The sequence below is a fragment of the Methylobacterium sp. 4-46 genome, from assembly GCF_000019365.1.
In the GTDB taxonomy this organism is placed as follows: domain Bacteria; phylum Pseudomonadota; class Alphaproteobacteria; order Rhizobiales; family Beijerinckiaceae; genus Methylobacterium.
This window is the reverse complement of record NC_010511.1, coordinates 1-23568: the sequence shown is the minus strand read 5'-3', so window position 1 is coordinate 23568 and position 23568 is coordinate 1. Positions and strand designations below refer to the sequence as shown.

General features: G+C 74.1%; 20 protein-coding genes and 1 pseudogene. 8 read left to right on the top strand and 13 right to left on the bottom strand.

Annotated elements, in window-relative coordinates; all coding sequences use genetic code 11:
* Nucleotides 1-124: 124 nt before the first annotated feature.
* Nucleotides 125-439 (bottom strand): response regulator, encoded by a 315-nt coding sequence (locus M446_RS00105; RefSeq protein ID WP_415926925.1) that lies wholly within the window; start codon nt 437-439, stop codon nt 125-127.
* 297 nt (nt 440-736) lie between these two features.
* Between M446_RS00105 and M446_RS00100 the strand changes: the two genes are divergently transcribed.
* The 5 genes from M446_RS00100 to M446_RS00075 all read left to right on the top strand — a co-directional run bounded on the left by M446_RS00100 (nt 737) and on the right by M446_RS00075 (nt 6717).
* Nucleotides 737-1678, top strand: coding sequence for a glycine betaine ABC transporter substrate-binding protein (locus M446_RS00100; RefSeq protein WP_012330024.1), 942 nt, complete (start codon nt 737-739; stop codon nt 1676-1678).
* Nucleotides 1679-1993: 315 nt separating this feature from the next.
* Nucleotides 1994-3145: an ABC transporter permease subunit gene (locus tag M446_RS00090; RefSeq protein WP_012330023.1), complete on the top strand. Its 1152-nt coding sequence runs from the start codon at nt 1994-1996 to the stop codon at nt 3143-3145.
* Nucleotides 3142-3876 carry an ABC transporter permease subunit gene (locus tag M446_RS00085; RefSeq protein ID WP_012330022.1) on the top strand — a complete coding sequence of 245 codons (735 nt, stop codon included), beginning with the start codon at nt 3142-3144 and terminating at the stop codon, nt 3874-3876. Before M446_RS00090 ends, M446_RS00085 begins: the two co-directional genes overlap by 4 nt.
* 455 nt (nt 3877-4331) lie before the next feature.
* Nucleotides 4332-5372 (top strand): phytanoyl-CoA dioxygenase family protein, encoded by a 1041-nt coding sequence (locus tag M446_RS00080; RefSeq protein ID WP_012330021.1) that lies wholly within the window; start codon nt 4332-4334, stop codon nt 5370-5372.
* A gap of 241 nt (nt 5373-5613) precedes the next feature.
* A complete protein-coding gene (locus M446_RS00075) occupies nt 5614-6717 on the top strand; it encodes a hypothetical protein (protein WP_012330020.1) in 1104 nt (367 codons plus the stop codon).
* An 8-nt stretch (nt 6718-6725) separates the two neighbouring features.
* On the opposite strand, the gene M446_RS00070 is transcribed toward M446_RS00075, so the two are convergent.
* Together M446_RS00070 and M446_RS00065 are read right to left on the bottom strand one after the other, a co-directional pair.
* The gene (locus M446_RS00070) at nt 6726-7739 is read right to left on the bottom strand and encodes a L,D-transpeptidase family protein (protein ID WP_012330019.1); all 1014 of its coding nucleotides are present in this window, start codon (nt 7737-7739) and stop codon (nt 6726-6728) included.
* 61 nt (nt 7740-7800) lie between these two features.
* A complete protein-coding gene (locus M446_RS00065) occupies nt 7801-8598 on the bottom strand; it encodes an extensin family protein (RefSeq protein WP_012330018.1) in 798 nt (265 codons plus the stop codon).
* A gap of 160 nt (nt 8599-8758) precedes the next feature.
* On the opposite strand from M446_RS00065, the gene M446_RS00060 reads away from it, so the two are divergent.
* Nucleotides 8759-10810, top strand: coding sequence for a M3 family metallopeptidase (locus M446_RS00060; RefSeq protein WP_012330017.1), 2052 nt, complete (start codon nt 8759-8761; stop codon nt 10808-10810).
* A gap of 118 nt (nt 10811-10928) precedes the next feature.
* Nucleotides 10929-11810, top strand: coding sequence for a hypothetical protein (locus tag M446_RS00055; RefSeq protein ID WP_012330016.1), 882 nt, complete (start codon nt 10929-10931; stop codon nt 11808-11810).
* A 3-nt stretch (nt 11811-11813) separates the two neighbouring features.
* On the opposite strand, the gene M446_RS37890 is transcribed toward M446_RS00055, so the two are convergent.
* From M446_RS37890 to recQ, 7 genes are all read right to left on the bottom strand, one after another.
* Complete coding sequence (locus M446_RS37890; RefSeq protein ID WP_018263067.1) at nt 11814-11990, bottom strand: hypothetical protein; 177 nt, start codon at nt 11988-11990, stop codon at nt 11814-11816.
* Nucleotides 11991-12483: 493 nt separating this feature from the next.
* Nucleotides 12484-12669, bottom strand: coding sequence for a hypothetical protein (locus tag M446_RS00050; protein WP_036270574.1), 186 nt, complete (start codon nt 12667-12669; stop codon nt 12484-12486).
* Nucleotides 12670-12820: 151 nt separating this feature from the next.
* Complete coding sequence (locus M446_RS00045) at nt 12821-13720, bottom strand: NAD(P)/FAD-dependent oxidoreductase (protein ID WP_012330014.1); 900 nt, start codon at nt 13718-13720, stop codon at nt 12821-12823.
* A 122-nt stretch (nt 13721-13842) separates the two neighbouring features.
* Nucleotides 13843-14181: a Grx4 family monothiol glutaredoxin gene (grxD, locus tag M446_RS00040; RefSeq protein ID WP_012330013.1), complete on the bottom strand. Its 339-nt coding sequence runs from the start codon at nt 14179-14181 to the stop codon at nt 13843-13845.
* 55 nt (nt 14182-14236) lie between these two features.
* Nucleotides 14237-14473 (bottom strand): BolA family protein, encoded by a 237-nt coding sequence (locus M446_RS00035; RefSeq protein ID WP_012330012.1) that lies wholly within the window; start codon nt 14471-14473, stop codon nt 14237-14239.
* Between the two features lie 40 nt (nt 14474-14513).
* Nucleotides 14514-16727 carry a phosphoribosylformylglycinamidine synthase subunit PurL gene (gene purL, locus M446_RS00030; RefSeq protein ID WP_012330011.1) on the bottom strand — a complete coding sequence of 738 codons (2214 nt, stop codon included), beginning with the start codon at nt 16725-16727 and terminating at the stop codon, nt 14514-14516.
* Between the two features lie 218 nt (nt 16728-16945).
* Nucleotides 16946-18793, bottom strand: a complete 1848-nt coding sequence (gene recQ, locus M446_RS00025) for a DNA helicase RecQ (protein WP_012330010.1) — start codon at nt 18791-18793, stop codon at nt 16946-16948.
* Nucleotides 18794-18913: 120 nt separating this feature from the next.
* On the opposite strand from recQ, the pseudogene M446_RS39550 reads away from it, so the two are divergent.
* Nucleotides 18914-19039, top strand: a pseudogene (locus tag M446_RS39550) (type II toxin-antitoxin system VapB family antitoxin); the annotation flags it as partial.
* Nucleotides 19040-19262: 223 nt separating this feature from the next.
* On the opposite strand, the gene recF reads toward M446_RS39550, so the two are convergent.
* The 3 genes from recF to dnaA form a co-directional block, all read right to left on the bottom strand.
* Nucleotides 19263-20411 carry a DNA replication/repair protein RecF gene (recF, locus tag M446_RS00020; RefSeq protein WP_012330009.1) on the bottom strand — a complete coding sequence of 383 codons (1149 nt, stop codon included), beginning with the start codon at nt 20409-20411 and terminating at the stop codon, nt 19263-19265.
* 173 nt (nt 20412-20584) lie between these two features.
* A complete protein-coding gene (gene dnaN, locus M446_RS00015) occupies nt 20585-21706 on the bottom strand; it encodes a DNA polymerase III subunit beta (protein ID WP_012330008.1) in 1122 nt (373 codons plus the stop codon).
* A gap of 202 nt (nt 21707-21908) precedes the next feature.
* Complete coding sequence (dnaA, locus tag M446_RS00010; RefSeq protein ID WP_012330007.1) at nt 21909-23393, bottom strand: chromosomal replication initiator protein DnaA; 1485 nt, start codon at nt 23391-23393, stop codon at nt 21909-21911.
* Nucleotides 23394-23568 lie beyond the last annotated feature (175 nt).

Here is a 23568-nt window from a genome sequence, read left to right as displayed (position 1 = left end):
CACGAGGACGCGCCGGTGCAGTGCGACCGCTGCGGCTGCACGCTGATGGCCTGGGGCGCGTTCAAGCGCCGCGTCGAGGCGGAGGCGAACCGGGTCGCGCGCGCGCAGGAGCCGGAGCCGCGCCTCAGCCCGGATGGCCCTGGATCGCCTGGATCAGGGTGCGCTTGAGGTCCTGCTGGCTGAAGGGCTTCTGCACGACCGGGCGGTCGCGGAACGGCTCGCGGATCCCCGCGCCGCCGTAGCCCGTCGAGAAGACGAGGGGCAGGCCGCGCCGCACCACCGCCTCGGCCACCGGATAGATCGGCTCCCCCGCCACGTTGACGTCCAGGATCGCGACCGCGAAGCTCTCCTTCTCGGCCATCTCCAGGGCCGTGCTCAGCCGAGCGGCCGGACCGACGATGTCGCAGCCGAAGTCCAGGAGCATGTCCTCCAGGAGCATGGAAATCGCCGCCTCGTCCTCGACCACGAGGACGCGGGCGCCGTTCAGGATCTGGTCGCTTGTATCCGTGCTCACGCCGGAGGCTCTTTCCTCAACACCTCGGACCGAGGTCACGCTGTCACCCTGGACTTGTCGCACTCACCGTGAGCCGCCAGGGCGACGGATCGGCGCGCCCGCGCTCGCCGCGGAACCGCACCCTCGCCGGGCGGGAGGGCGGTTGAGGCGTCGCCCGGAACGCGCACCATGTCAAGCGCGGGGCCGCGCGGCGGCCGGCCTGTGCGCCGAGGGAGGGCAGGGATGAAAACGCCCGCGAAATCGTCCGCCGCGCGGCCGCGCCCGGGCCCGAACCGCCGCCTCCTCCTGCTCGGGCTCGGCGGCGCCCTCGCGGGCGGCCGGGCCTCCGCCGACGGGGAGGCCGTGACGGTCGCCTCGAAGGGCGATGCCGAGGGGACGCTGCTCGGCCAGATCATCGCCCAGACCCTGCGCGGCCTCGGGATCCCGGTGGTGGCGCGCCTGCAGCTCGGCCCGACCCGGATCGTCCGGACGGCGATCACGGCCGGCGAGATCGACGCCTATCCGGAATATACCGGCAACGCCGCCTTCTTCTCGGGCACCGAGACCGATCCGGCCTGGAAATCGGCCGCGACCGCGATCGCGGCAGCGCGACGCTTCGACGCCCCGCACGGCCTCGTCTGGCTCACCCCGGCGCGGGCGAACAATTCGTGGCAGATCGCCGTGCGGGGCGACCTCGCCCGCCGCGAGCGGCTGTCCGGCATGGCGGATTTCGCCGGGGCGGTGCGGCGCGGGCTGATCGAGCTCGCGGCCTCCGCCGAGTTCGTCGAGAGCCCGGCGGCGCTCGCCGCCTACGAGAAGGCCTACGGCTTCGTCCTGCCGCGCGAGCGCATCATCACCCTGCCGGGCGGCGACACCTCCGTCACCCTGCGGGCCGCCGCCCAGGGCATCAGCGGCGTGAATGCCGGCATGGTCTACGGCACCGATGGGGCGATCGCCGCCCTCGACGTGGTGGTCATGGAGGATCCCCTGGGCGCCCAGATCGTCTACGAGCCGGCGCCGGTCTTCCGCGCCCCGGTGCTCGCCCGCCACCCGGCGATCGCCCCGGCCCTCGACGGGATCTTCTCCCGGCTCGACCTGCCGACCCTGCGGCGGCTCAACGGGGCGATCACCGTCGAGGGCGGGACGCCGGAGGCGGTGGCCCGCCGCTATCTGGCGGAGGGCTGAGGGCGTGGGCGGGCCCGTGCGCGCCCGGCACGGCCGCCAGGATCACGGCCAGGATCACGGCCAGGATCACGGCCAGGATCACGGCCAGGACGACGACATGCGCCTTCCCCAGCAGGTCCCGCAGAGAGGCGTCGTCCGGCGGAGCCGCCCGGTCGGTCTCGGGCCCGCCGAAGGCCGTGCCGAACCGCGCCGCGAGGGCGCGCCGGGCGGCGAGGCCGGGCGGGGCGAGGCGCTCGGTCGTCGGCCCCGCGCGGGCTGCGTCGCACGGGCGGCCGGTCCGGGCGATGCCGGGCGCCCGCGCCGCGGACCCGCCCCGTGAGCGCCGTCCCGCTCCCCGGGGCGCGGCGCGTCCTGCCGCTCGCGGCGGCCGCCCTGGCCCTCGCCGCGCTGCTCGGCCTGCCGCTCCTGACCCTCGCGCCGAACCGCCTGGTCCCCGGCACGCCGGTCGGCACCGGCTGGACCGGCCCCGCCGCCGGGTTCCTCGCCCTGGCGGCGGCGGCGCTGCTCGCGGGCCGGGGGCGCGGCCCGGCGGCGCTGGCCCTCGCGGCGGGGCTGGCGGCCCTGGCGGTGCTCGCTCTCGGCCTCGGCGCGGCCGCGGCCGGTCACCTCGCCGGCCGCCCCCCCGCCGCCCGCGCCTCCCTGGCCTCGGGTGCCTGGATCGCCGCCGCAGCGATCGGGCTGCTGGCGGTGGAGGCCGCGCGCGCCCTCGGGATCCGGGCCGCCGGCCTCGCCGTCGCGGCGCTCGCGCTGCTCGGGACGGTGCTCGCGCTCCGGGCCGGGCTCCTCGACGGGGTCTCGCTGGTGGTCGAGGGCCGCGCGCGCGCCGGGACCCTGAGGGCCGCCCTCGGCGAGCACCTCGCCCTCTCGGCCGGCGCCCTCGCCCTCGGCGGCGGCGCCAGCGTGCCGCTCGCCCTGCTGCGGCTGCGGGGCGGGGCGGGCGCCCGCCTGATCGACGCGGTCCTCAACGGCGTGCAGGTCGTGCCCGCCCTCGCGCTCTTCGCCGCCCTGGTCTCGCTCCTCTCGGGCCTGCTCGCCCTGCTCCCATCCCTGCGCGGCCTCGGGCTCGCGGCGATCGGGCCGACGCCGGCCATCCTCGGCACCGCCGCCTACCTCGCCCTCCCGCTGGTGCGCAGCCTCGCCGAGGGCTTGGCCTCGCCCGATCCGGAGGTGATCGAGACCGCCCGGGCGCTCGGCCTGCGGCCGGTCCAGATCCTCGCCCGGGTGCGGCTGCCCCTCGGCGCCCCGATCCTGCTCGGGGGCCTGCGCGTCGCGGCCGTGCAGGCGATCGGCCTCACCACCCTCGGCGGCCTGGTCGGGGCGGGCGGGCTCGGCGCGGTGGTGTTCGACGGCATGGCGCAATTCGCCCCCGACCTGATCCTGCTCGGGGCGGCGCCGGTGGTCGCGCTGTCGCTCGCGGCGGATCGCGCGCTCGCGGCCCTGCGCCCCGCCCGGGGAGCCTCCGCGTGAGCCGGCTGGTCTCCGCCCTCGGGAGCGCGGCGGTGGGTCTCGCCCTCGCGGCCGCGGCGCATCCCGCCGCCGCCGCCGCGATCGCCCGCGCGGTCGGGCTCGGGACCGGGGCGCCGGTTCCCCTCGATCGCCTGCTCTGGCTCGCGCAGCGCCACCTCCTCCTCGCCCTCGGCGGCTTCGCGCTCGCGGGCGGCCTCGGCCTCGGCCTCGGCATCCTGGCGGTCCGCAGCCGCGACGCGCGCCTGCGCGGCGCCATCGACGCGCTCGCCGCCGCCGCCCAGGCGGTGCCGCCGGTGGTGGTGATCGGCCTCGCCCTGCCGATCCTGGGCTTCGGCGCGCCGCCGACGCTCCTGGCCCTGGCGGCCTACGGGCTGATGCCGGTAATGCGCGCCACCATCGACGCCCTCGCCACGGTCCCGGCGGAGGTGCGGGACGCCGCCCTCGCCGTGGGGCTCACCCCCGCGCAGCTGTTCCGGCAGGTCGACCTGCCGCTCGCGGCCGGGCCGATCCTGGCCGCCCTGCGGGTCGTGATGGTGGTCGCGGTCGCGACCGCGGCGGTGGGCGCGCTCGCGGGCGCGCCGACCCTCGGCACCCCGATCGTGGTCGGGCTCCAGAACCAGAACGGCCTCGCGCTGCTGCAGGGCGCCGCGGCCGCGGCGGCGCTCGCCTTCCTGGCGGACGCGGCCATGCTCGCGGCCGAGGCGCTGCTTCGGCCGGTCCCGCCGCGCTGAGGGCGGGGAACCGTCCCGGGGAGCGCGGCGCCCGCCGGGCCGTCGCCGGTCCTCGGTTCGGACGCGCCGCCCGCGGACCGGGATCGCCCGATCGGTGCGCGCGGGAGCCGCGACCTTGGGTTCCCGCGGCGCGCCGCCCGGGCCGCGAGTCGCGCCGGCACGGGAAGCGCTGGGTCAGGAGGGCCGCGGCCATCTCCTTCCTCTCGGCCGCCGGCGCCCCTGCGACCCGACAAGACGCGCCGAGGTCAGCCCGTCATCGCCATCCATTCCTCCGCCGGCCGGGAAAACCAGCCCAATATTTCGGGATATATAGTCTCACGACGGTCCGGTCGCGACCCGATGGCATAATTTAACCTGCCCTAACCGCTAAGAAAGCGGCGCCTGCCGGGGCGGTTCGGTTTTCTGCCACGATTCAAAATTGCATTGTCGAGATGAGAAATGCGCTGGTTATCGAAATGGCACTCCATCTTTCGCATGTTGTTCTCGCACCATTCTACGCCACCCAGATCCTGACGGGGGCGAAGTCGTTCCGGACCAATCCGGTGCTCGGCAGCGTCCGCCTGAACCGGCGCGGCCTGCATGTCTGGCGGGTGCGGCTCGCCGCGGCGATGACCGCGCGGCGCCGCGCGGCGCTCGCGCCGCTGGTGACGGAGGAGGATCGGCGCCAGCTCGCCGCACAGGGCTACATCGAGGTGCGGGATTTCCTGGCGCCCGATCACTTCGCGGATCTCGTGCGCGAGGTCACCTCGCTCCCGCTGCCGGCCAAGCAGTTCCGCGAGGGGAACGCGGTGACCCGGCGGGTGCCCCTGACGCCCGCCACCCTGCGCGGCCTGCCCGCCTGCCGCCGCCTCCTCGCCATGCCGGCCTTCCAGGGCCGGCTCCGCTACGTCGCGAGCTTCGACGCCGAGCCCGAGGTCTACATCCAGACGATCTTCTCGCGGCTCGACGGGTCGGCCGACCCGCAGGGCGATCTGCACATGGACACGTTCCACCCGACCATGAAGGCGTGGCTGTTCCTGCACGACGTGCCGGCGGACGAGGGCCCCTTCACGTATGTGCGCGGCTCGGCGACGCGCTCCCGGCGGCGCCTCGCCTGGGAGCGGCGCCGGAGCATCGACGCCTGCGATCCCGCCGCGGGAGGCGGCGGCGCCTTCCGGATCCGGCCCGACGAACTCCCCCGCCTCGGCCTGGCGGAGCCGGTCCGATTCGCGGTCCCGGGCAACACCCTGGTGGTCGGCGACACCTGCGGCTTCCACGCCCGCGGCGCCGCCGCGCGGCCGAGCCTGCGCGTCGAGATCTACGCCGCCAGCCGCCGCAATCCCTTCCTGCCCTTCGTCGGGCTCGATCCCTGGGCGCTGCCCGGCCTCAGGGGCCGCAAGATCGCGCTGTTCTGGGGCCTGCTCGCCCTCGCGGAGCGGCTCGGCCTCGGGCGCAGCCAATGGCGGCCGGCGGGACGCGTGCGCGCGGGGGATCCCGTCCGGGAGGAGGCACGCTGAGCCGCCCGCGCCAGCGCGGCCTCCCCGCGCATTCCACCGAGATCGGGCGCTCGTCGCAGCGAAAAATCCCTCCAAGTGATTGTTCTGAAACAACTTCCCGGCTCGATGCCGAGCGGGGCTTTATCGGATGCTTGTAGAATTGTAAGCTTGGCGGACGAATGCGACGAAAGACCGAATATACATGTTGCTGTACAGTCACTGTTCGGTGTCTCGCGGTCGGCACTTGGCCTGACGCGGTCCGATGCGCCGCGCCATCATCCATATCGGGACGCCGCGGACCGGCAGTTCGTCGCTGCAGACCGTGCTGTTCCGCCACCGCGCCGCGCTGCGCGAGGCCGGGATCCTCTATCCCGACCTGACGCCGCGCGCGGCGCCGCTGCCGCATCTCAGCCACCAGCACCTGGGGGCGGCGCTCGCGGGACGCCGGCCGCTCGGCGAGCGCCGGGAGCTCCTCGACGCGCTCGCCTCGCGCCTCGCGGCGAGCCGGGCCGAGGCGGTGGTGATCTCCTACGAGGGCCTGTGCCTGTTCCCGTCCTGGCACCCGGCGCCCGGGCTGCTCTGCGACCTGCTGCGCCGCCACGGCTACGAGCCCGAGATCCTGCTCACGGTCCGCGCGCAAGCCGCCTATCTCCAGTCGCAGCATCTCTGGCGCCTGCAATTCCTGGCGGAGCGGCGCCCCTTCGCGGCCGCCTTCGCGGCGGATCTCGGGCACCGCCGCTACGATTACCTCTACGGGCTCGACGGCTGGGCGCGGGCCGCGCGGGGACGCGTCAGCGTGGTGCCTTACCGGGACCGGCGCGCGGACGCGCCGCTGATCGTGCGCGTCGCGGCGGAACTCGGCCTCGCGGACCGTCTCCTGCCGCTCATGAGCGCGGACGACCTCGCCTGCCGCGCCAACCGCAGCCTCGACCCGGTCTCGGCGGAGGTGGCGCGGCGGCTCGCCGCCTCCGGGATCGCGCGACGCGGCGAGCAGGCCCGCGCCGTGACGGCGCGGATCGAGGCGCTCGCGGCCGAGCGGGGCCTCGGCGGCGCCTTCCAGGCCCTCGACGCCGGCATGCTGGAGCGGGCGGCGGCCCATTACCGGGCGACGAACGAGCTGCTGGCGCGGCGGGTCTGGGCCACCGGCTGGGACGACCGGATCGAGGCGCCGCATATCCTGCCGGCCACCGAACTCGCCGGCCGCCCCCTCGACCGCGCGACCGAGGGCGAGGTCGAGGCGATCCGGCGCCTCGTCATCGCCGAGCTCGGCCTCGGGACCGGGGGGCGGCTCGCCCGCGCCCTCGCCCGGGCCGGGGAGGAGGTGGCGATCTCCGTCCGCCGGCTGCCGATCCTGGCGCCGCGCTGACCCGAGCGCTACTCGCCGATCTCCACGGTGGCGCCCCTCGCCACGTGGAGGGCGAGGTCGCGGGCGTCCCAGTTGGTCAGCCGGATGCAGCCGTGCGACTCGGACTTGCCGATCTTCTCCGGCTCGGGCGTGCCGTGGATGCCGTAGGACTCGGCCGAGAGCTCGATCCAGACCAGGCCGACCGGGTTGTTGGGGCCGGGCTTGATCGTGAACTTGCGCGTCGCCTCGACGCCCTTGAAGGCGTATTTCGGGTCGTACGTGTAGGTCGGGTTTAAGGTCACGCCCTCAACCTTGAAGCGGCCCTCCGGGGCAGGCTTCTCCTCGCTGCCGACCGAGGCCGGGTAGACGGCGAGGAGCGCGCCGTCGCCCCCGTAGGCGCGCACCTGCAGCGCCTCCTTGCCGACCACGATGCGGGCGACCTTCGGCTCCTCGGGCAGGCCCTTGCCGGGCCGGTCCGTGGCGAGCGGCGGCACCGCCGCGACCGTCACCACCGTCCCGGCGCGGCCCAGGTCCTTGTCCGGGTTGAGGGCGTCGAACAGCGCCCGGCTCATGTGGAAGCGCTCGGCCAGCATCTCGGCGGGCCCGGTATAGGACAGGGCCTTGAGCTCGGCCTGGTCCTCCATCTTGGCGGGGATCTCCTCCGCGTAGGGTCCCTCCGCATCGGCCTTGGTCAGCGCGTAATCGGTGAGCACCGGATCCTGGCTCGACCCCGCCAGCGCCTCCCAGAGCCGGCCGTCGAGGTGCCCGCTGGCCGGCATTCCCTTCGCCTCGGCGAAGGCCTTGAGGGCCCCGCGCAGGTTGTCGCCGTCGCGCCCGTCGATGGCGCCCGGGGAGAACCGCGCCCGGTCGAGAAGCACCTGCGCCTTGATCAGGACCGGATCGGGCCGCTTGCCCGCGGGCTTGCGGTGGGCGCCGGCCTCGAAGCGCGCCCCGTTGACCGCGTCGCGGTCGAGGGCGGGCGCGGCCGCCGCCGCACCGAGCACCAGGACATTCGCCACGCACACCGCCAGCACCCGTCGCATCGCCTCACGCCTCCGCTCCTGCGTGGGCCACAAACGGCACCGGGGCCCGGCCGTTCCCTGCTCACTGGCAGAGGCGATGGCCGGCATTCCGCTCGCGCTCGTCGAGGTGCAGGTGGTTGCCGTGCTCGGCATCCGAGCCCGGCCCGAGGACGGTGCGGAAGAAGGCGCAGGCGCGGGCCCGCACCGCCGCCTGGAACCGGCCCTCCGGCGTGCCCTCGGCCTGCGTCCCGATGCCGATCGGCTCGCGTCCCTCGAAGGTGAAGCCCATCACGTCGATCGCGTTGGCGAAGGCGTGCTCGCTGAGCTTGGCGTCCGGATCGTGGTTCTGGCCGCGGCACTCGTAGGAGGTCGAGATGCGCAGCGACCTCGGCGGGCGGCCGAGGTCGCGCTCGGCCAGGACCCGCACCTCGGTGCTCCAGCGCGCCAGCGCCTCCGCGGCCCGGCAGGTGAGCGTGGCGGGCGGCGAGAGCTGGATCCCGTCCGGCAGCTCGACGACGCGCAGGGGCTTCGGGGCGCCGCAGAGCCCGTCCGCCAGTGCCGGCAGCGGCTCGGCCCGGGCGCCGAGGCGCTCCAGCCGGCTCAGGCAGGCGGTGTCGTCCGGCACCGCGGGTGCCGCCGGCCCGGCCGGCAGGTCGGCGGGGCGCTCCGGCGGCAGGGGAGCCGCCTCGGCGGCGGGCGGGGCGGGAGCCGGAGCCGTGGCGGGACTTGAGGTCGTGGCAGGATTTGGGGCCGTGGCGGGATGGGGCGCCGGCGCGGGCAGGTCCGGCCGCGGCGGCGGCAGGGGCGGGGCGTCGCGCGCCTGGGCGAGGGCCGGCGCGGCGGCGAGGAGCGCGAGGAGGAGCGCAGGGCGGCGGGTCACGATCTCTCCCGGATCGAGCCGGAGCCCACCGGGCGCCGGCCGGCACTCAACGGCCACGCCGTTCCCCCGTTCCGCGCTCCGGCGCGGCCTCGCGCGCTTGCGCCGGACCCGCCACCCTCTATCGTCGGCCGCGACTCGATTCCGCAAAGGACGCACGCGCATGGCTGGCACCCCGGCGACCCCTCCCGGCAACCCGCTCCTGGACCCGGTCTGGACGACGCCCCACGGAGTGCCGCCCTTCGAGCGGATCGAACCCGCCCATTACGAACCCGCCTTCGCCGGGGCGCTCGCGGCGCACGAGGCCGAGATCGCCGCCATCGCCGGGAGCGCGGAGCCGGCGAGCTTCGCCAACACGGTCGCGGCGCTCGAGCGCTCGGGCCAGGCGCTCAAGCGCGTCGGCGGCGTGTTCTTCAACCTCGCCGGCAGCCACACCAATCCGGACCTGCAGGCGGTGGAGCGGGTCATGGCGCCGCGCCTCGCCCGGCACCACAGCGCGCTCTTCCTCAACGGGGCGCTCTGGGCCCGGGTGAGGGCGGTCGACGGGGCGGACCTGTCGGAGGAGGAGGCCCGCGTCCTCGACCGCTACCGCACGCTCTTCCGCCGGGCCGGGGCCGATCTCGACCCCGCCGCCAAGGAGCGCATGGCCGCGATCGCGGCGCGGCTCGCCGAACTCGCGACCCGCTTCTCGCAGAACCTGCTCGCCGACGAGAGCGGCTTCGTGCTGCCGCTCGAGACCGAGGAGGACCTCGCCGGGCTGCCGCCCTTCCTGCGGGCCGCCGCCGCCCGGGCCGCGGCGGAGCGGGGAAAGGGCGGCCACGTCATCACCCTGGCCCGCTCGCTGATCGAGCCGTTCCTGGTCTTCTCGACCCGACGCGACCTGCGCGAGCGCGCCTACACGGCCTGGATCCGGCGCGGCGAGAACGGGGGCGAGACGGACAACCGGGCGATCATCGCCGAGACCCTGCAGCTGCGCGCCGAGCGGGCGCGGCTCCTCGGCTACCCGAACTTCGCCGCGTTCAAGCTCGCCGACACGATGGCGGAGACGCCCGAGGCGGCGCTGGCGCTGCTGCGCGACGTCTGGGCGCCCGCCCGCGCGCGGGCCGCGGCGGAGCGCGGCCGGCTGCAGGGGCTGATCCGCGACGAGGGCGGCAACTTCGCCCTGGCGCCCTGGGACTGGCGCCACTACGCGGAGAAGCTCCGGCGGGCCGAGCACGACCTCGACGAGGGCGAGATCAAGCCGTACCTGCCCCTCGACGGGGTGATCGCGGCCTGTTTCGACACCGCCTCGCGCCTGTTCGGCCTGCGCTTCGCGGAACTGGCCGAGGTCCCGCGCTACCACCCCGACGTCCGGGCCTGGGAGGTGCGCGACCGCGACGGCTCGGTCGTCGGCCTGTTCCTCGGCGACTACTTCGCGCGGCCGAGCAAGCGCTCCGGCGCCTGGATGAGCGCCTTCCGCTCGCAGGAGCGGCTCACCGGCGAGGTCACCCCGATCATCGTCAACGTGATGAACTTCGCCAAGGGCGCCGAGGGCGAGCCCGCGCTCCTGTCCTTCGACGATGCCCGCACGCTGTTCCACGAATTCGGCCACGCCCTGCACGGTCTGCTCTCGAGCGTCACCTACCCGCTCCTCGCCGGCACGGCGGTGGCGGGCGACTTCGTGGAACTGCCCTCGCAGCTCTACGAGCATTGGCTGGAGCAACCGCAGGTGTTGCGGGCTCATGCCCGCCACTACCGCACCGGCGAGCCGATGCCCGAGGCCCTGCTGCAGCGGCTCCTCGCCGCCCGCACCTTCAACCAGGGCTTCGCCACCGTCGAGTACGCCGCCTCGGCGATCGTCGACCTCGACCTGCACCTGTCGGAGGCGGCCGAGGCGGGACTCGATGTCGGGTCCTTCGAGGCCGAGACCCTGACCCGGATCGGGATGCCGGCCGAGATCAGCATGCGCCACCGCTCGCCGCACTTCGCCCACATCTTCGCGGGCGGCTACGCGGCGGGCTACTATTCCTACCTGTGGTCCGAGGTGCTGGACGCGGACGCCTTCGACGCCTTCCGCGAGGCCGGCGACATCTTCGACCCCGAGACCGCGCAGCGCCTGCGCACCTTCGTGTACGGGGCCGGAAACCTGCGCGACGCGCGCCGCGCCTACATGGCCTTCCGGGGCAGGTTGCCGAGCATCGACCCGCTCCTGCGCAAGCGCGGGCTCGCCGCCTGAGGACCGCACCCCGGCGCGGGGCGACCCCGCGCCGCTCCGCAGCCCCTGAGGCGCTAACCATTCGGTAAAGAAGTATCGTTAACCAAAAGCTTCCAGGACGGCGAGGAAGCTTTTCGTCATGAGCGACGGCAAGGATCAGGCCGGGGACGCGCCCGGCACGAAGGCGGCCTCCGCGGAGGGGCGTCTCAAGGACGTGGCGGCGCGCGCCCGGGCGGCCCTTCCGCGGCTGCGGCGCCCGCGCGTCAAGCTCGGCCTGCCGGTCGCGGCGCTGATCGGCGGCCTCTGCGTCGGGGCCTTCGGCGGCGGCGCCGCGGTGGCGCTGATGGGGAAGGGCGCGCGGGCGGAGCGCGCGGCGGTCGGCCTCGCCGAGTGGAAGAAGTTGGCGACGCGCCTCGACGCGCAGGCCGCGGAATCCGCCCGCCTCGCCGGCGACCTCAAGCTCGTGAAGGAGCGCTCCGGCGCCGCGCAGGCGGCCGCCGAGGCCGCGCGGAGCGAGGCGGCGGCGCAGTTCGGGCAGATGGCCGAGCGGCTGGAGCGGATCGGCAAGGTCGGGAGCGACGCGGCGGCCAAGCTCGCCGGCCTCTCCGACCGGATCGAGCATCTCGACCGCGAGCAGCAGGCCCGCGTGGCGGCCCTCGGCGAGCGGCTCGACCGCCAGCGCGCGGCGGCGCCGGCCCCGGTGGCGGTCGCGCCCGCGCCGGCCCCGAAGCTCGCGAGCGCCGAGCCGACCCTGACCGGGAGCCTGCCGGACAAGCCCGCGGCCAAGCCCGCCGCGCCGGCCGCGCCCAGCGCCACGACCGCGCCCGCGATGGTGGACAGCTGGGTGCTGCGCGACGTCTACGACGGCGTGGCGATGATCGAGAACCGCAACCGGCGCCTGATCGAGGTGGGCCCGGGCGACACGGTGCCGGGCGTCGGGCGCGTCGAGGCGATCGAGCGCCGGGGCAAGGCCTGGGTCGTGGTGACCAGCCGGGGCCTGATCACGCCGCAGATCTGGTGAGGGTCAGGCCGCCTCGTCCGACTTGTCGGCCGGCTTCGCGGGGTCGGCCAAGCCCTCGCGCACGCGGCGTCGGCCGCGGGCCTTGGCTTGGCCGCGCAGGGCCTTGGTCGGGTGCAGGATCTCGGCGAGGCGGGCGAGGGCCTCTGTGTCGTCGAGATGGCGGGCGTCGAAATCGGGCATAGCGGTCCCCCGGGCGCGGAGCCCGTGGCTGGTGGGGTACGCGTACGCATACAGGATACTGAGAAACACGGAGCGAGCTGAACAGTTCCGCCCGCGTCGTGGCTCCATGCAAAAAGTTTTGCAGCTCCCCCGCAAGTCCCGAGGACTTGGGCGGTTCGGCTTTCGCAAGAAGTAGTGAACGGTCGCCGCGATGGATGTGCGGCAGCGCACGCAGATCTCCCCGCTGCGCTGCGGGACGTCGGCGCCCGGCGCGCGAAGCATCGCGCGCTGGTTGCTGCCGGCCGACCACGCGACGGCCGCGGGATGACCGGCTCAGGGGATCACAGGTTGCGGGTCGCCCGGCGGCCGGCCCGATGCGGCGAAGCAGGCCGCCCCGGCCTCGCGAAGGGCTCCGGCGCCCCGCGCGCTCCCGCAGGGACGAATCGGGTCCGCCGCCGGGCTCGCCAGCGCCGCGCGGCGATCGTGCGGCCCCGTCGCGCCGGGGCCGCGACGCTCAGTTGCGGGTGATGCGCGCCGATTGCGCCATCCGGATCAGTTCGCGGGCGGTCAGTCCGCGACGCTCCTGCTCGCCCTCGGCCGGAGGCCCGGCCAGGGCCGGCGCGGGCGGCGCCCCCGCCCGCGCTCCGGGCTGCGGCTCCCGGGAGAGCCGGACGCGCCACACCCTCGCCAAAGCCAGCATGCTCAACCCCCCGCTGCAAATCACCCGGTAAGCTTAACAACGTTTTGCCGGGCAGGGTATTCTTGAAGCGCCCGCGCACCGCCCTACCGGCCGGCATGAACCGCGGCGATGGGCGCAACGTGCGTGCGCATCAGGCGGACGAAAGCTCGGCTCACGCGGTGTCCTCGCGCAGGAGCTCGGTATTGATCGCGAAGGCCGCCATGGCGCCCTCCGCGGCGGCCACGATCGCGAACTGCACCCGGCGCGAGGCGTCGCCCGCCACGTAGAGGCCCGGGACGTTCGACTGCTCGTAGTCGCGCGTCGGCACGGTGCCCTTCGGGGTGAGGTCGCAGCCGAGCCGCGCGACGAGGGGCGAGGGAACGCACTCGGCGGGAGTGAAGAACATGGCGCCGCAGGGCAGGGCGGCGCCGTCCCGGAAGCGGATGCGGGCGAGGCGCCCGTCCTCGCCCTCGACGCGGGCGACCGGGCGCTCGTCGAGGCGGATGCCCTGGCGCGCGAGCCGCGCGCGGTCCTCCCCGGACAGGTGCTCCGCCGGCCCGTCGCTGCACAGGGTCAGGTCCCGGGTCCAGGCGGTGAGTTCCAGGGCGAGGCCCTTGCCGCAGCCGCCGCGTCCGTAGACCGCCACCGGCGCGTCGCGGTTCTCGTAGCCGTCGCAATAGGGGCAGTGGTGCACGCCGCGCCCCCAGAAGTCGCGGAATCCCTCGACGGGCGGCAATTCGGTGGCGAGCCCGGTGGCGAGGACGAGGCGGCGGGCGGCCTCGCGCCGGCCATCCGCCAGAACCACGGTGAAGCCCTCCTCGTCGCGCCGCGCGTCGGCCACGTCGGCGTCGCGGACCTCGACGGTCGGGTAGCGGGAGAGTTCGGCCCGGCCCTGGTCGCGCAGGGCGCCCGGGGGGCAGCCGTCATGGCCGAGATAGCCGTTCATGCGCGGCGTCACGGCGTTGCGGGGGTGCCCGGCGTCGAGGAGCAGCACGGTGCGGCGGCAGCGGCCGAGCACCAGGGCCGCGCTCAGACCCGCGGGCCCGCCGCCCACGATGATGACGTCGTACATGGAACCATCCGCCGCTGCCGCCCCTCTCGGGTACAGACGCGGCCGGGGGCGGAGGGTTCACGGCGGGCACGAAAAAGGGCGCTCGCGCGCCCCCTCCCGTGCCGGTCCGGCGGTGTTCGCCCTCAGGCGGCGGCGGTCTTGACCGCGATGCCCTTCTCGGAGAGCAGCTGCTGCAGCTCGCCCGACTGGAACATCTCGCGGGTGATGTCGCAGCCGCCGACGAACTCGCCCTTCACGTAGACCTGCGGGATGGTCGGCCAGTTCGAGTAGGCCTTGATGCCCTCGCGGATCTCCATGTCCTCCAGCACGTTCACGCCCTTGTAGGGCACGCCGAGGTAGTTGAGGATCTGCGCGACCTGGCCGGAGAACCCGCACATCGGGAATTGCGGCGTGCCCTTCATGAACACGACAACGTCCTGGGACTTGATCTCGCTCTCGATGCGGCTGTTGATGTCGGTCATGATGTCCTCTCGGTGAGGGCGGTGCGGCGCGCCCGCCGGCAGCTGATGCGGTGCCCTAATCCTGGGGGACGCCCGTGGTGAGCGCAAGCGCGTGAAGCACGCCGCCCATGCGACCCTGCAATGCACCATAGACCATCTGATGCTGCTGCACCCGCGACTTGCCCTTGAAGGCGGCCGACACGACGGTGGCGGCGTAGTGGTCGCCGTCGCCGGCGAGGTCGCGGATCTCGACCGTCGCGTCCGGGAGGGCCTCCCGGATCATCGTCTCGATCTCGCGGGCGTCCATGGGCATCGAAGCGTTCTCCGTCTCCGCCGGGATCCGGCCCTCGGGATCAGGCGCCGGGCCCGGCCATGTAGGTCGGCAGCCACGCCTCGTTGACGGCGCGCAGCTCCTCCACGGATATGATCTCGTCGCCCGGCAGGGTCAATGAATCGGCGCCGGTGACGCCGATGACGGCGGCGTCGATCCCCTGCGCGGCGGCGCTGTAGAGCAGGTCGGGCACCGTCTCGGGCTCGACCGCGAGCAGGTAGCGGCCCTGATCCTCGCCGAACAGGTAGGCGTGGGCCGGGATCGGCAGCGGGCATTCGGGCAGTGCCGCGCCGATCCGGCCGGCCATCGCCATCTCGGCGAGCGCCACCGCGAGGCCGCCATCCGAGAGGTCGTGGACGGTGTCGACGAGGCCCGAGGCGATCAGCCCGCGCACGAACTCGCCGTTCCTCCGCTCGGCGGCGAGGTCGACCGGGGGCGGCGCGCCTTCCTCGCGCCCGCAGATCTCGGCGAGGTAGAGGGACTGGCCGAGCCAGCCCTGGCTGCGCCCGATCAGCACCAGCGCGTCGCCCTCGCGCTTGAGGGCGAGGGTGGCGATCCGGCGCACGTCGTCGACGACGCCGACGCCGCCGATCGTCGGGGTCGGCAGGATGCCGACGCCGTTGGTCTCGTTGTAGAGGGAGACGTTGCCGGACACGACCGGGAAGTCGAGGGCGCGGCAGGCCTCGCCGATGCCCTGGATGCAGCCGACGAACTGGCCCATCACCTCGGGCTTCTCGGGATTGCCGAAATTGAGGTTGTCGGTGACGGCGAGCGGCCGGCCGCCCACCGCCGAGATGTTCCGGTAGGCCTCGGCCACCGCCTGGCGGCCGCCCTCGACCGGGTCGGCCTCGCAGTAGCGCGGCGTCACGTCGGTGGTGAGCGCGAGGCCCTTCGGCCCGTCCTCGACCCGCACCACGGCGGCGTCGCCGCCCGGCTTCTGGACCGTGTTGCCGAGGATGTAGTGGTCGTACTGCTCCCAGACCCAGCGCTTCGAGGCGAGGTCGGGCGAGCCCATCAGCCTCCGCAGGGCTTCGCCGTGCGTCACCGGGGCCGGGACGTCCTCGGCCCTGAGGACCGGGTGGTGCATGTTCGTGCGGTGCGGCCGGTCGTAGAGCGGGGCCTCGTCGCCGAGCTCCTTGATCGGCAGGTCGGCGACCGTCTCGCCGCCGTGCTTGATGACGAAGCGCAGCGTGTCGGTGGTGTGGCCGATGATCGCGAAGTCGAGGCCCCACTTCACGAAGATCGCCTTGGCCTCCTCCTCCATGCCGGGCTTGAGCACCATGAGCATGCGCTCCTGGCTCTCGGAGAGCATCATCTCGTAGGCAGTCATGCCCGCCTCGCGGGTCGGCACCGCGTCGAGGTCGAGTTCGACCCCGAGATTGCCCTTGGCGCCCATCTCGACCGCCGAGCAGGTCAGGCCGGCCGCGCCCATGTCCTGGATCGCGATCACGGCGCCGGAGGCCATCAGCTCCAGGCAGGCCTCGAGCAGCAGCTTCTCCGCGAAGGGATCGCCGACCTGCACGGTCGGGCGCTTCTCCTCGGAGGATTCGTCGAAGGCGGCCGAGGCCATGGTGGCGCCGTGGATGCCGTCGCGGCCGGTCTTGGAGCCGAGATAGACGATCGGGTTCCCGACCCCGGTGGCGGCCGCGTAGAAGATCGCGTCGGCGCGGGCGAGGCCGACCGCCATGGCGTTGACCAGGATGTTGCCGTCGTAGCGCCGGTGGAAGCCGACCGACCCGCCGACGGTCGGCACGCCGAAGGAATTGCCGTAGCCGCCGATGCCGGCGACGACGCCCGAGACGAGGTGGCGGGTGCGCGGATGGTCGGGGGAGCCGAAGCGCAGGGCGTTCAGCGCCGCGATCGGCCGGGCGCCCATGGTGAACACGTCGCGCAGGATGCCGCCGACCCCGGTCGCCGCGCCCTGGTAGGGCTCGATGAAGCTCGGGTGGTTGTGGCTCTCCATCTTGAACACGCAGGCGCGCCCGTCGCCGATGTCGATGACGCCGGCATTCTCGCCCGGCCCCTGGATCACCCAGGGCGCCTTGGTCGGCAGCGTGCGCAGGTGGATGCGGGAGGACTTGTAGGAGCAGTGCTCGTTCCACATCGCCGAGACGATGCCGAGTTCGGTGATCGTCGGCTCGCGGCCGATCAGCTCCTTGAAGCGGGCGTATTCCTCGTCGGTGAGGCCGTGCTGGCGCACGAGGTCGGGCGTGATGGCGATGTCGTTGCGGATCATGCGGCACCCTCTGCGGCGGCCTCGCGGTCGAGGCCCAGCGCATACGGCAGCCGGGGGAGGGAGGGCAATGGGCGCGGACCCGCGAGGGCGCATCGGCCCGCGCATTTGCCAGCCTGGCGGCGAGGGTTTCCCCGGTCGGAGAGGGAGGCGACCGTGCCGGGAGCGGAGCAACGGCCTTGCCGCCGAGGCGCCTCGGCGGAATGCTCCGGGCGGGCGCCTCAGCCGGCGCGCTTGGCGGCGTCGGCGAGGAAATCCGCGATCGTCGCGACGAAGGCCTCGCCGTAGGCCTCGCGCTTGCGCTCGCCGACGCCGTGGACCGAGCGCAGGGCCCAGAGGTCGACCGGCTTCGCGCGGGCCATCTCGACCAGGGTGCGGTCGGGGAAGATCATGTAGGCGGCGACGCCCTCCTGGCGGGCCAGGGTGGCGCGCAGGCCGCGCAGGTGCTGGAACAGGGCCTCGTCCTCGGACGAGAGGCCGAGCGTGTCGTCGCGCTCCGCCCCGCGGGCCCGGCGCTCCTTGGGGGCCTTCGGCTCGGGGTCCGGGCGCAGCTGCACGGGCTCGCGCCCGAACAGGATCGCCTCGCCCTTCTCGGTCATGGCGAGGCCGCCATAGCCGTCCTGGTTCTCGGCGACGGCGCCGGCCGCGAAGAGCTGGCGCAGGATCGAGCGCCACGCCGCGACCGGCTTGTCGGCCCCGACGCCGAAGGTCTTGAGCTTGGTGTGGCCGTTGCGCCGGATCTGGTCGGTCTCCTTGCCGTGGACGAGGTCGCAGACATAGGCGGCGCCGAAGCGCTGGCCGGTGCGCACGATCGCCGAGAGCACCTTCTGGGCCGCCACGGTGCCGTCGACCAGCGCCACGCCGCCCCGGCAGAGGTCGCAGCGCCCGCACGGGGCGCTCGCCTCGCCGAAATAGGCGAGGAGCGACTGGCGGCGGCAGGTGGCGCCCTCGCAGAGCGCGATCATCGCGTCGAGCTTGCGGCGCTCGACCCGGCGGCGCTCGTCCGGGATGTCCTTCTCCTCGATCTGGCGGCGGCGCAGGGCCATGTCGTCGAGGCCGTAGAGGGTGAGCGTGTCGGCCGGCAGCCCGTCGCGGCCGGCGCGGCCGATCTCCTGGTAGTAGCCCTCGACGTTCGAGGGCATGTCGGCGTGGCAGACGAAGCGCACGTCCGGCTTGTTGATGCCCATGCCGAAGGCGACGGTCGCCACCATGACCATGCCGTCCTCCTGCAGGAAGGCGTCCTGGTTGCGCATCCGCGTGCCCTGGTCGAGGCCCGCATGGTAGGGCAGGGCGTTGACGCCCTCCTCCTGCAGCATCTGGGCGAGCTGCTCGGTGCGCTTGCGCGACGAGCAGTAGACGATGCCGCTCTCCGACCGGCGGGTGCGCAGGAAGCGGCTGATCTGGCGGGTCGGGTGCTCCTTGGGGGCGAAGGTGAGCCGGATGTTCGGCCGGTCGAAGGAGTGGACGAAGATCTCGGGCCTGCGCCCGGCCGGGAAGAGCCGCTCGGTGATGTCGGCCCGCGTCGCCGTGTCGGCGGTGGCGGTGAGCGCCACCATCTGGACGCCGCCCAGGGCCTCGCGGGCGCGGGCGAGCTCCCGGTATTCCGGCCGGAAGTCGTGGCCCCATTGCGAGACGCAATGCGCCTCGTCGACGGCGAGGCGCCGCACGCCCGCGCCCTGCAGCGCCTCGATCAGCCCCTCCATCAGCAGGCGCTCGGGCGAGACGAAGAGGAGGCGCAGGTCACCGGCGCGGATCTGGCGCCATGCCGCCTTGGCGCTCGCCTCGTCGACGCTCGAATTGAGGGTGGCGGCCGCGACCCCGAAGCCGCGCATCTGCTGCACCTGGTCGTGCATGAGCGCGATCAGCGGCGAGACCACCACGGTGAGGGCGCGCTCGACCAGGGCCGGGAGCTGGTAGGTCATCGACTTGCCGGAGCCGGTCGGCATCACGGCGAGCACGTCGCGCCCGTCGAGCACGGCGCCGATCACCTCCGCCTGGCCGGGCCGGAAATCCTCGTAGCCGAAGGTCGTCTGAAGGGCGGCGCGGGCCTCGTCGAGGCGTGAGGTCATCGGGTCCCTGCTTCAAGGTCGGGCGGGCGCCGCGTCCCGCCTCCGGTTCGGGGCCGTCGCGGCGATCGCGGCCGGCCCGGGTCGACACAGCTCTCCCGGCGTCCCAAAGGCAGGGTCTCGATGCCCCTGAACGACCAGGACGACGAGGTGGAGCGCCTCGCCGCGACGCTGGCGTCGATCGCGCGCGTGAGCAAGACGGATGCCGTGCGTATGGCACTCACGAACGCGCCGCAACGGCGCCAAGCGTCACGCATCGCGCGTCGGGGACGCCCCCCTTGCGCGAGCGCGCCAAACCGATCCAGGAGCGCGTCGCGCGCTATCCGGCCACCGGCTCGGCAGATGGTCTTCGCCGAACCGGCATCCCCTTCGTCGGACCATGCTCCCGCGCGTGCCGCCCGACGTGCCCCTGCCCTTCGTCGGCGACGATGTCGTGCGGACCGACATTCCCTCCGCCCGCCCCTGAGGCGGCTCAGCCGGGCCGCACCTGCCCCTCCGCCACCGCGACCACGTCGCCGCGGCTCCCGAGTTCCGCGAACAGCGCCGGATCCGCCCCGGTCATCCAGACCTGCCCCGGCAGCGCCTCCAGGGCGTCGAACAGGCCCGCGCGCCGGCGCGGGTCGAGATGGGCCGCGACCTCGTCGAGGAGGACGAGGGGCGCCAGCCCGCTCATGCCGGCGACCAGGCGGGCATGGGCGAGCACGAGGCCGATCAGCAGCGCCTTCTGCTCGCCGGTCGAGGCGGTGCCGGCCGGCACGTCCTTGGGGCCGTGGCGCACCACGAGGTCGGAGGCCTGCGGGCCGGCGAGCGTGCGGCCCGCGGCGCGGTCGCGGAAGCGGTTCTGGCGCAGCGTCGCGCGGAAGCGGTCCTCGGCGTCCACGGCCGGCCAGACCGCCACGAGGTCGTCGATGTCGCCCTCGAGCCGGACCCCCGCCCAGGGGAAGGGCGAGGCCGCGTCGCGGGTGGCGAGGATCAGCCGGTCGAGGCGCTCCACCGTCTCGCGCCGGGCGAGCGCCACGGCGATCGCCAGTTCCGCCACCTCGCGCTCGATCGCGTCGAGCCAGGGCCCGTCCTCGGGCCGCTCCTCCAGCAGCCGGTTGCGGGAGCGCAGGGCACGCTCAAGGGCGCTGACGCGGCTGCCGTGGCCGGCATCGACCGCGAGGACGAGGCGGTCGAGGAAGCGCCGCCGATCCCCCGCCGGGCCGCGGAACAGCGCGTCGAGGTCCGGGGTGAGCCAGACGACCCGCAACTGCTCCGCGAAGGCGGTGGGCGAGGGGGCGCTCGCTCCGTCGATCCGGCACTGGCGCCCGCCGCGCTCCTCGCGCCCCTGCGGCGGCTCCCAGGCGGTGCCGACGCGGTGCTCACCGTGCGGCCCCTCGACGCTGAGCGACACCGCGAAGCCGCCCGGCCCGCCCTCGCGCGCCATGGCGGCGAAATCGGCCCGGCGCAGGCCCCGGCCGGGCGCGAACAGCGAGAGCGCCTCGAGGATGTTGGTCTTGCCGGCACCGTTCTCGCCCACCAGCGCCACGAAGGGCCGGCCCACGCCGAGGTCGAGGCTGGCGTGGTTGCGGAAGTCGCGGGCGATGAGGCGCGTGACGCGGAAGGGATCGGGGGCGGCCATGGGTCCTGGGCCACCCAATCACCCGTCCCGGCGCCGGGTTGCAAGATCCCTCGCCCGCGGCCCGACGCGATCGATCGCCACGGAGCGCCGTCGCGGCCCGGCGGAGCGCGGACCCGCGCCGCCGGGCCGGGCCTGGCGGAACCCGGCGCGACCGGCGCGGGAGCGCGCCCGCCTCACACCCGCATCGGCATCAGCACGTAGAGGGCCGGCGCCCCCTCCTTGTCCTGGATCAGGGTCGGGGAGCCCGGATCGGCGAGCTTGAACAGGGCGCTGTCGCCGTCGAGCTGCGCCGTGATGTCGAGCAGGTAGCGGGCGTTGAAGCCGATATCGAGGGGCGCGGCCTCGTAATCGACGTCGAGTTCCTCGGTGGCGCTGCCGGAATCCGGGTTGTTCACCGAGAGCGACAGCCGCCCGCCGCCGACCGCGAGCTTCACCGCGCGCCCGCGCTCCGAGGAGATGGTCGAGACGCGGTCGACCGCCTTGGCGAATTGCTCGCGCTCGACGGTGAGGAGCTTGTCGTTCCCGGTCGGGATCACGCGCTGGTAATCCGGGAAGGTGCCGTCGATCAGCTTCGAGATCAGCGTCACCCCGCTGGAGAAGGTGAAGCGGACCTTGGCGGGCGAGAGTTCCACCCCGACGCTGTCGCCGCCATCCTCCACGAGCTTCTGGATCTCGGCCACGGCCTTGCGCGGCACGATGATGCCCGGCATGCCGCGGCTGCCCTCGGGGGCGGGCATCTCGACCCGCGCGAGCCGGTGCCCGTCCGTCGCGACGGCGCGCAGGCGCAAGCCCGCCTCCGTCTCGATCGTGTGGAAGAAGATCCCGTTCAGGTAGTAGCGCGTCTCCTCGGTCGAGATCGCGAACTGCGTCTTGTCGATCAGCTTCTTCAGCTCGGCGGCCTGGAGCTGGAAGCGGTGGGGCAGTTCGCCCGCGGCGAGGTCGGGGAAATCCGCCTCCGGCAGGGCGCCCAGCATGAAGCGCGAGCGGCCCGAGCGGATCTGCATCTGGCCGGTCTCGCCCGTCGTCTCCAGGGAGACCTGGACGCCGTCGGGCAGCTTGCGCACGATGTCGTAGATCACGTGGGCCGGCACCGTGGTGGCGCCGCCATCCACCACGTCGGCCGGGATCGTCTCCGTGACCTCGATGTCGAGGTCGGTCGCCCTCAGCTGCAGGCCGTCGGCGCTGGAGCGCAGCAGCACGTTCGACAGGATCGGGATCGTGTTGCGCCGCTCGACGACGCGGTGCACGTGGCCGAGCGACCGTAGGAGGGCCGCGCGCTCGACTGTGACTCTCATGGGGGTGGTCCGCCGTCTCACACTCTCGCGGCCCGCAAGGGCCGGCACCGCATCGCTTCCCGTGCCCCGCACGGGGTCGAAACTTTGGCGAAGCTCCATCCCGAAGGCAAGCCGGGGCCGCCCGCGCGCGAAGGCGGGGTCCGGGGCGGGGCGCCGCGAGGGCCCCGCCGAAGCACCGCCGGCGGCGCCCGGCGGCGCGGCGTCAATCCTGCAGCATGCGCTTGAGGAGTTCGACCTCGTCGCTGAGGGCCGAATCCTCCCCGATCGCCTTCTCGATCTTGCGCACGGCGTGCAGCACGGTGGTGTGGTCGCGCCCGCCGAAGCGGCGGCCGATCTCCGGCAGGGAGCGCAGCGTCAGCACCTTGGAGAGGTACATGGCGATCTGGCGCGGCTTGACCACGGCGGCGGTGCGCCGCTCCGACAGGATGTCCGAGCGCGAGACGTTGTAGCGGCTCGCCACCAGCTTCTGGATGTCCTCGATCTTGACCCGCTTCGGCTCGCGGTTCTTGACGAGGTCGCGGATCGCGGTCTCGGCCGTCTCCAGCGTCACCGGGGCGCCGGTGAGCGTGGCGTGGGCGAGGAGGCGGTTGACCGCCCCTTCGAGGTCGCGGCCATTCGCGGTGATCGCCTTGGCGACGTACTCGGCGACGGCGGGGCTCACCTCGAAGCCCGGATGGCTGACGCGGACCGCCTCCAGGCGCGATTGCAGGATCGTGGCCCGCAGGGCCTCGTCGAGGGTGCCGATCTCGACCACGAGTCCGCCCGCGAGGCGGGAGCGCACCCGCTCGTCGAGGCTCTCCAGCTCCGTCGGCGGACGGTCGGCGGCGGCCACGACCTGCCGGCCGGCATCGATCAGCGCGTTGAGCGTGTGGCCGAACTCGGCCTGGATCGAGCGGCCCTGGATGAACTGCACGTCGTCCAGGATGAGCACGTCGATGGCGCGCAGGCGCTCCTTGAAGGCGAGGGCGTTCTGCGTCTTCAGGGCGTTGACGAAGCCGTACATGAAGCGGTCGGCGGTGAGGTAGATCACCCGGCGCCCCGCCTCCTTGGCGGCGTGGCCGATCGCGTGCAGGAGGTGCGTCTTGCCGAGGCCGACGCCCGCGTGGAAGTAGAGCGGGTTGTAGATCGGCCCGGAGCCCTCGTGGCCCGCGACGCGCTCGGCCGCCGCGTGCGCCAGGGCGTTGGAGCGGCCGACCACGAAGGTCTGGAAGGTCAGGCGCGCGTCCAGGGGGGCGCCGCTGAGGTCGCCCTCGCCGCGCTGCGCCCGATCCGCGTCGGGCAGTTCGATCGTGGCCGGGGCCGCGGGCGCGGCGCCGGGCGTCCGGATCGGCGAGGCGGGCTTCGGCGCGGAGGCCGCCGCGCCCGGCGCCGCCCGGGCCGGGGCCATCGGGCCGCGCACCCCGACCTCGATGCCGTCGATCCCGTCCGCCTCGCTGCGGAAGGTCGCCAGGACCCGGTCGAGATAGTGGGACTCGATCCAGCTCTTGAGGAAGCGCGTGGGCACGGTCAGCCGGGCGGTGCCGCCCGCCACGTCCTGCAATTCGAGCCGCGCGAACCAGCTCGCGAAGACATCCTCGCCGAGTTCGGCCCGCAGGCGCCGCTTGACCCGCTGCCACGCCGCCGCGACGTCGCCGCCAGCGCCCCTGCCCGGATCGACCCCTTCCGCCAAGCCGCCATCCACACGCATTGATGGGTCCTCTCTCGGACCGCCCGCGGCTTCCCGCCCGCGGCCCGTACGCCGATACGCAACTCCCGACATGTCCCAGTTCGAACCATGTCGGCACAGGTGAGGAACCAAGAGTCAACTGCCCCCAGCCTCGTCCCCGCCTTCCTCACCGGTCTATCAACAAGAACTCTCGTTT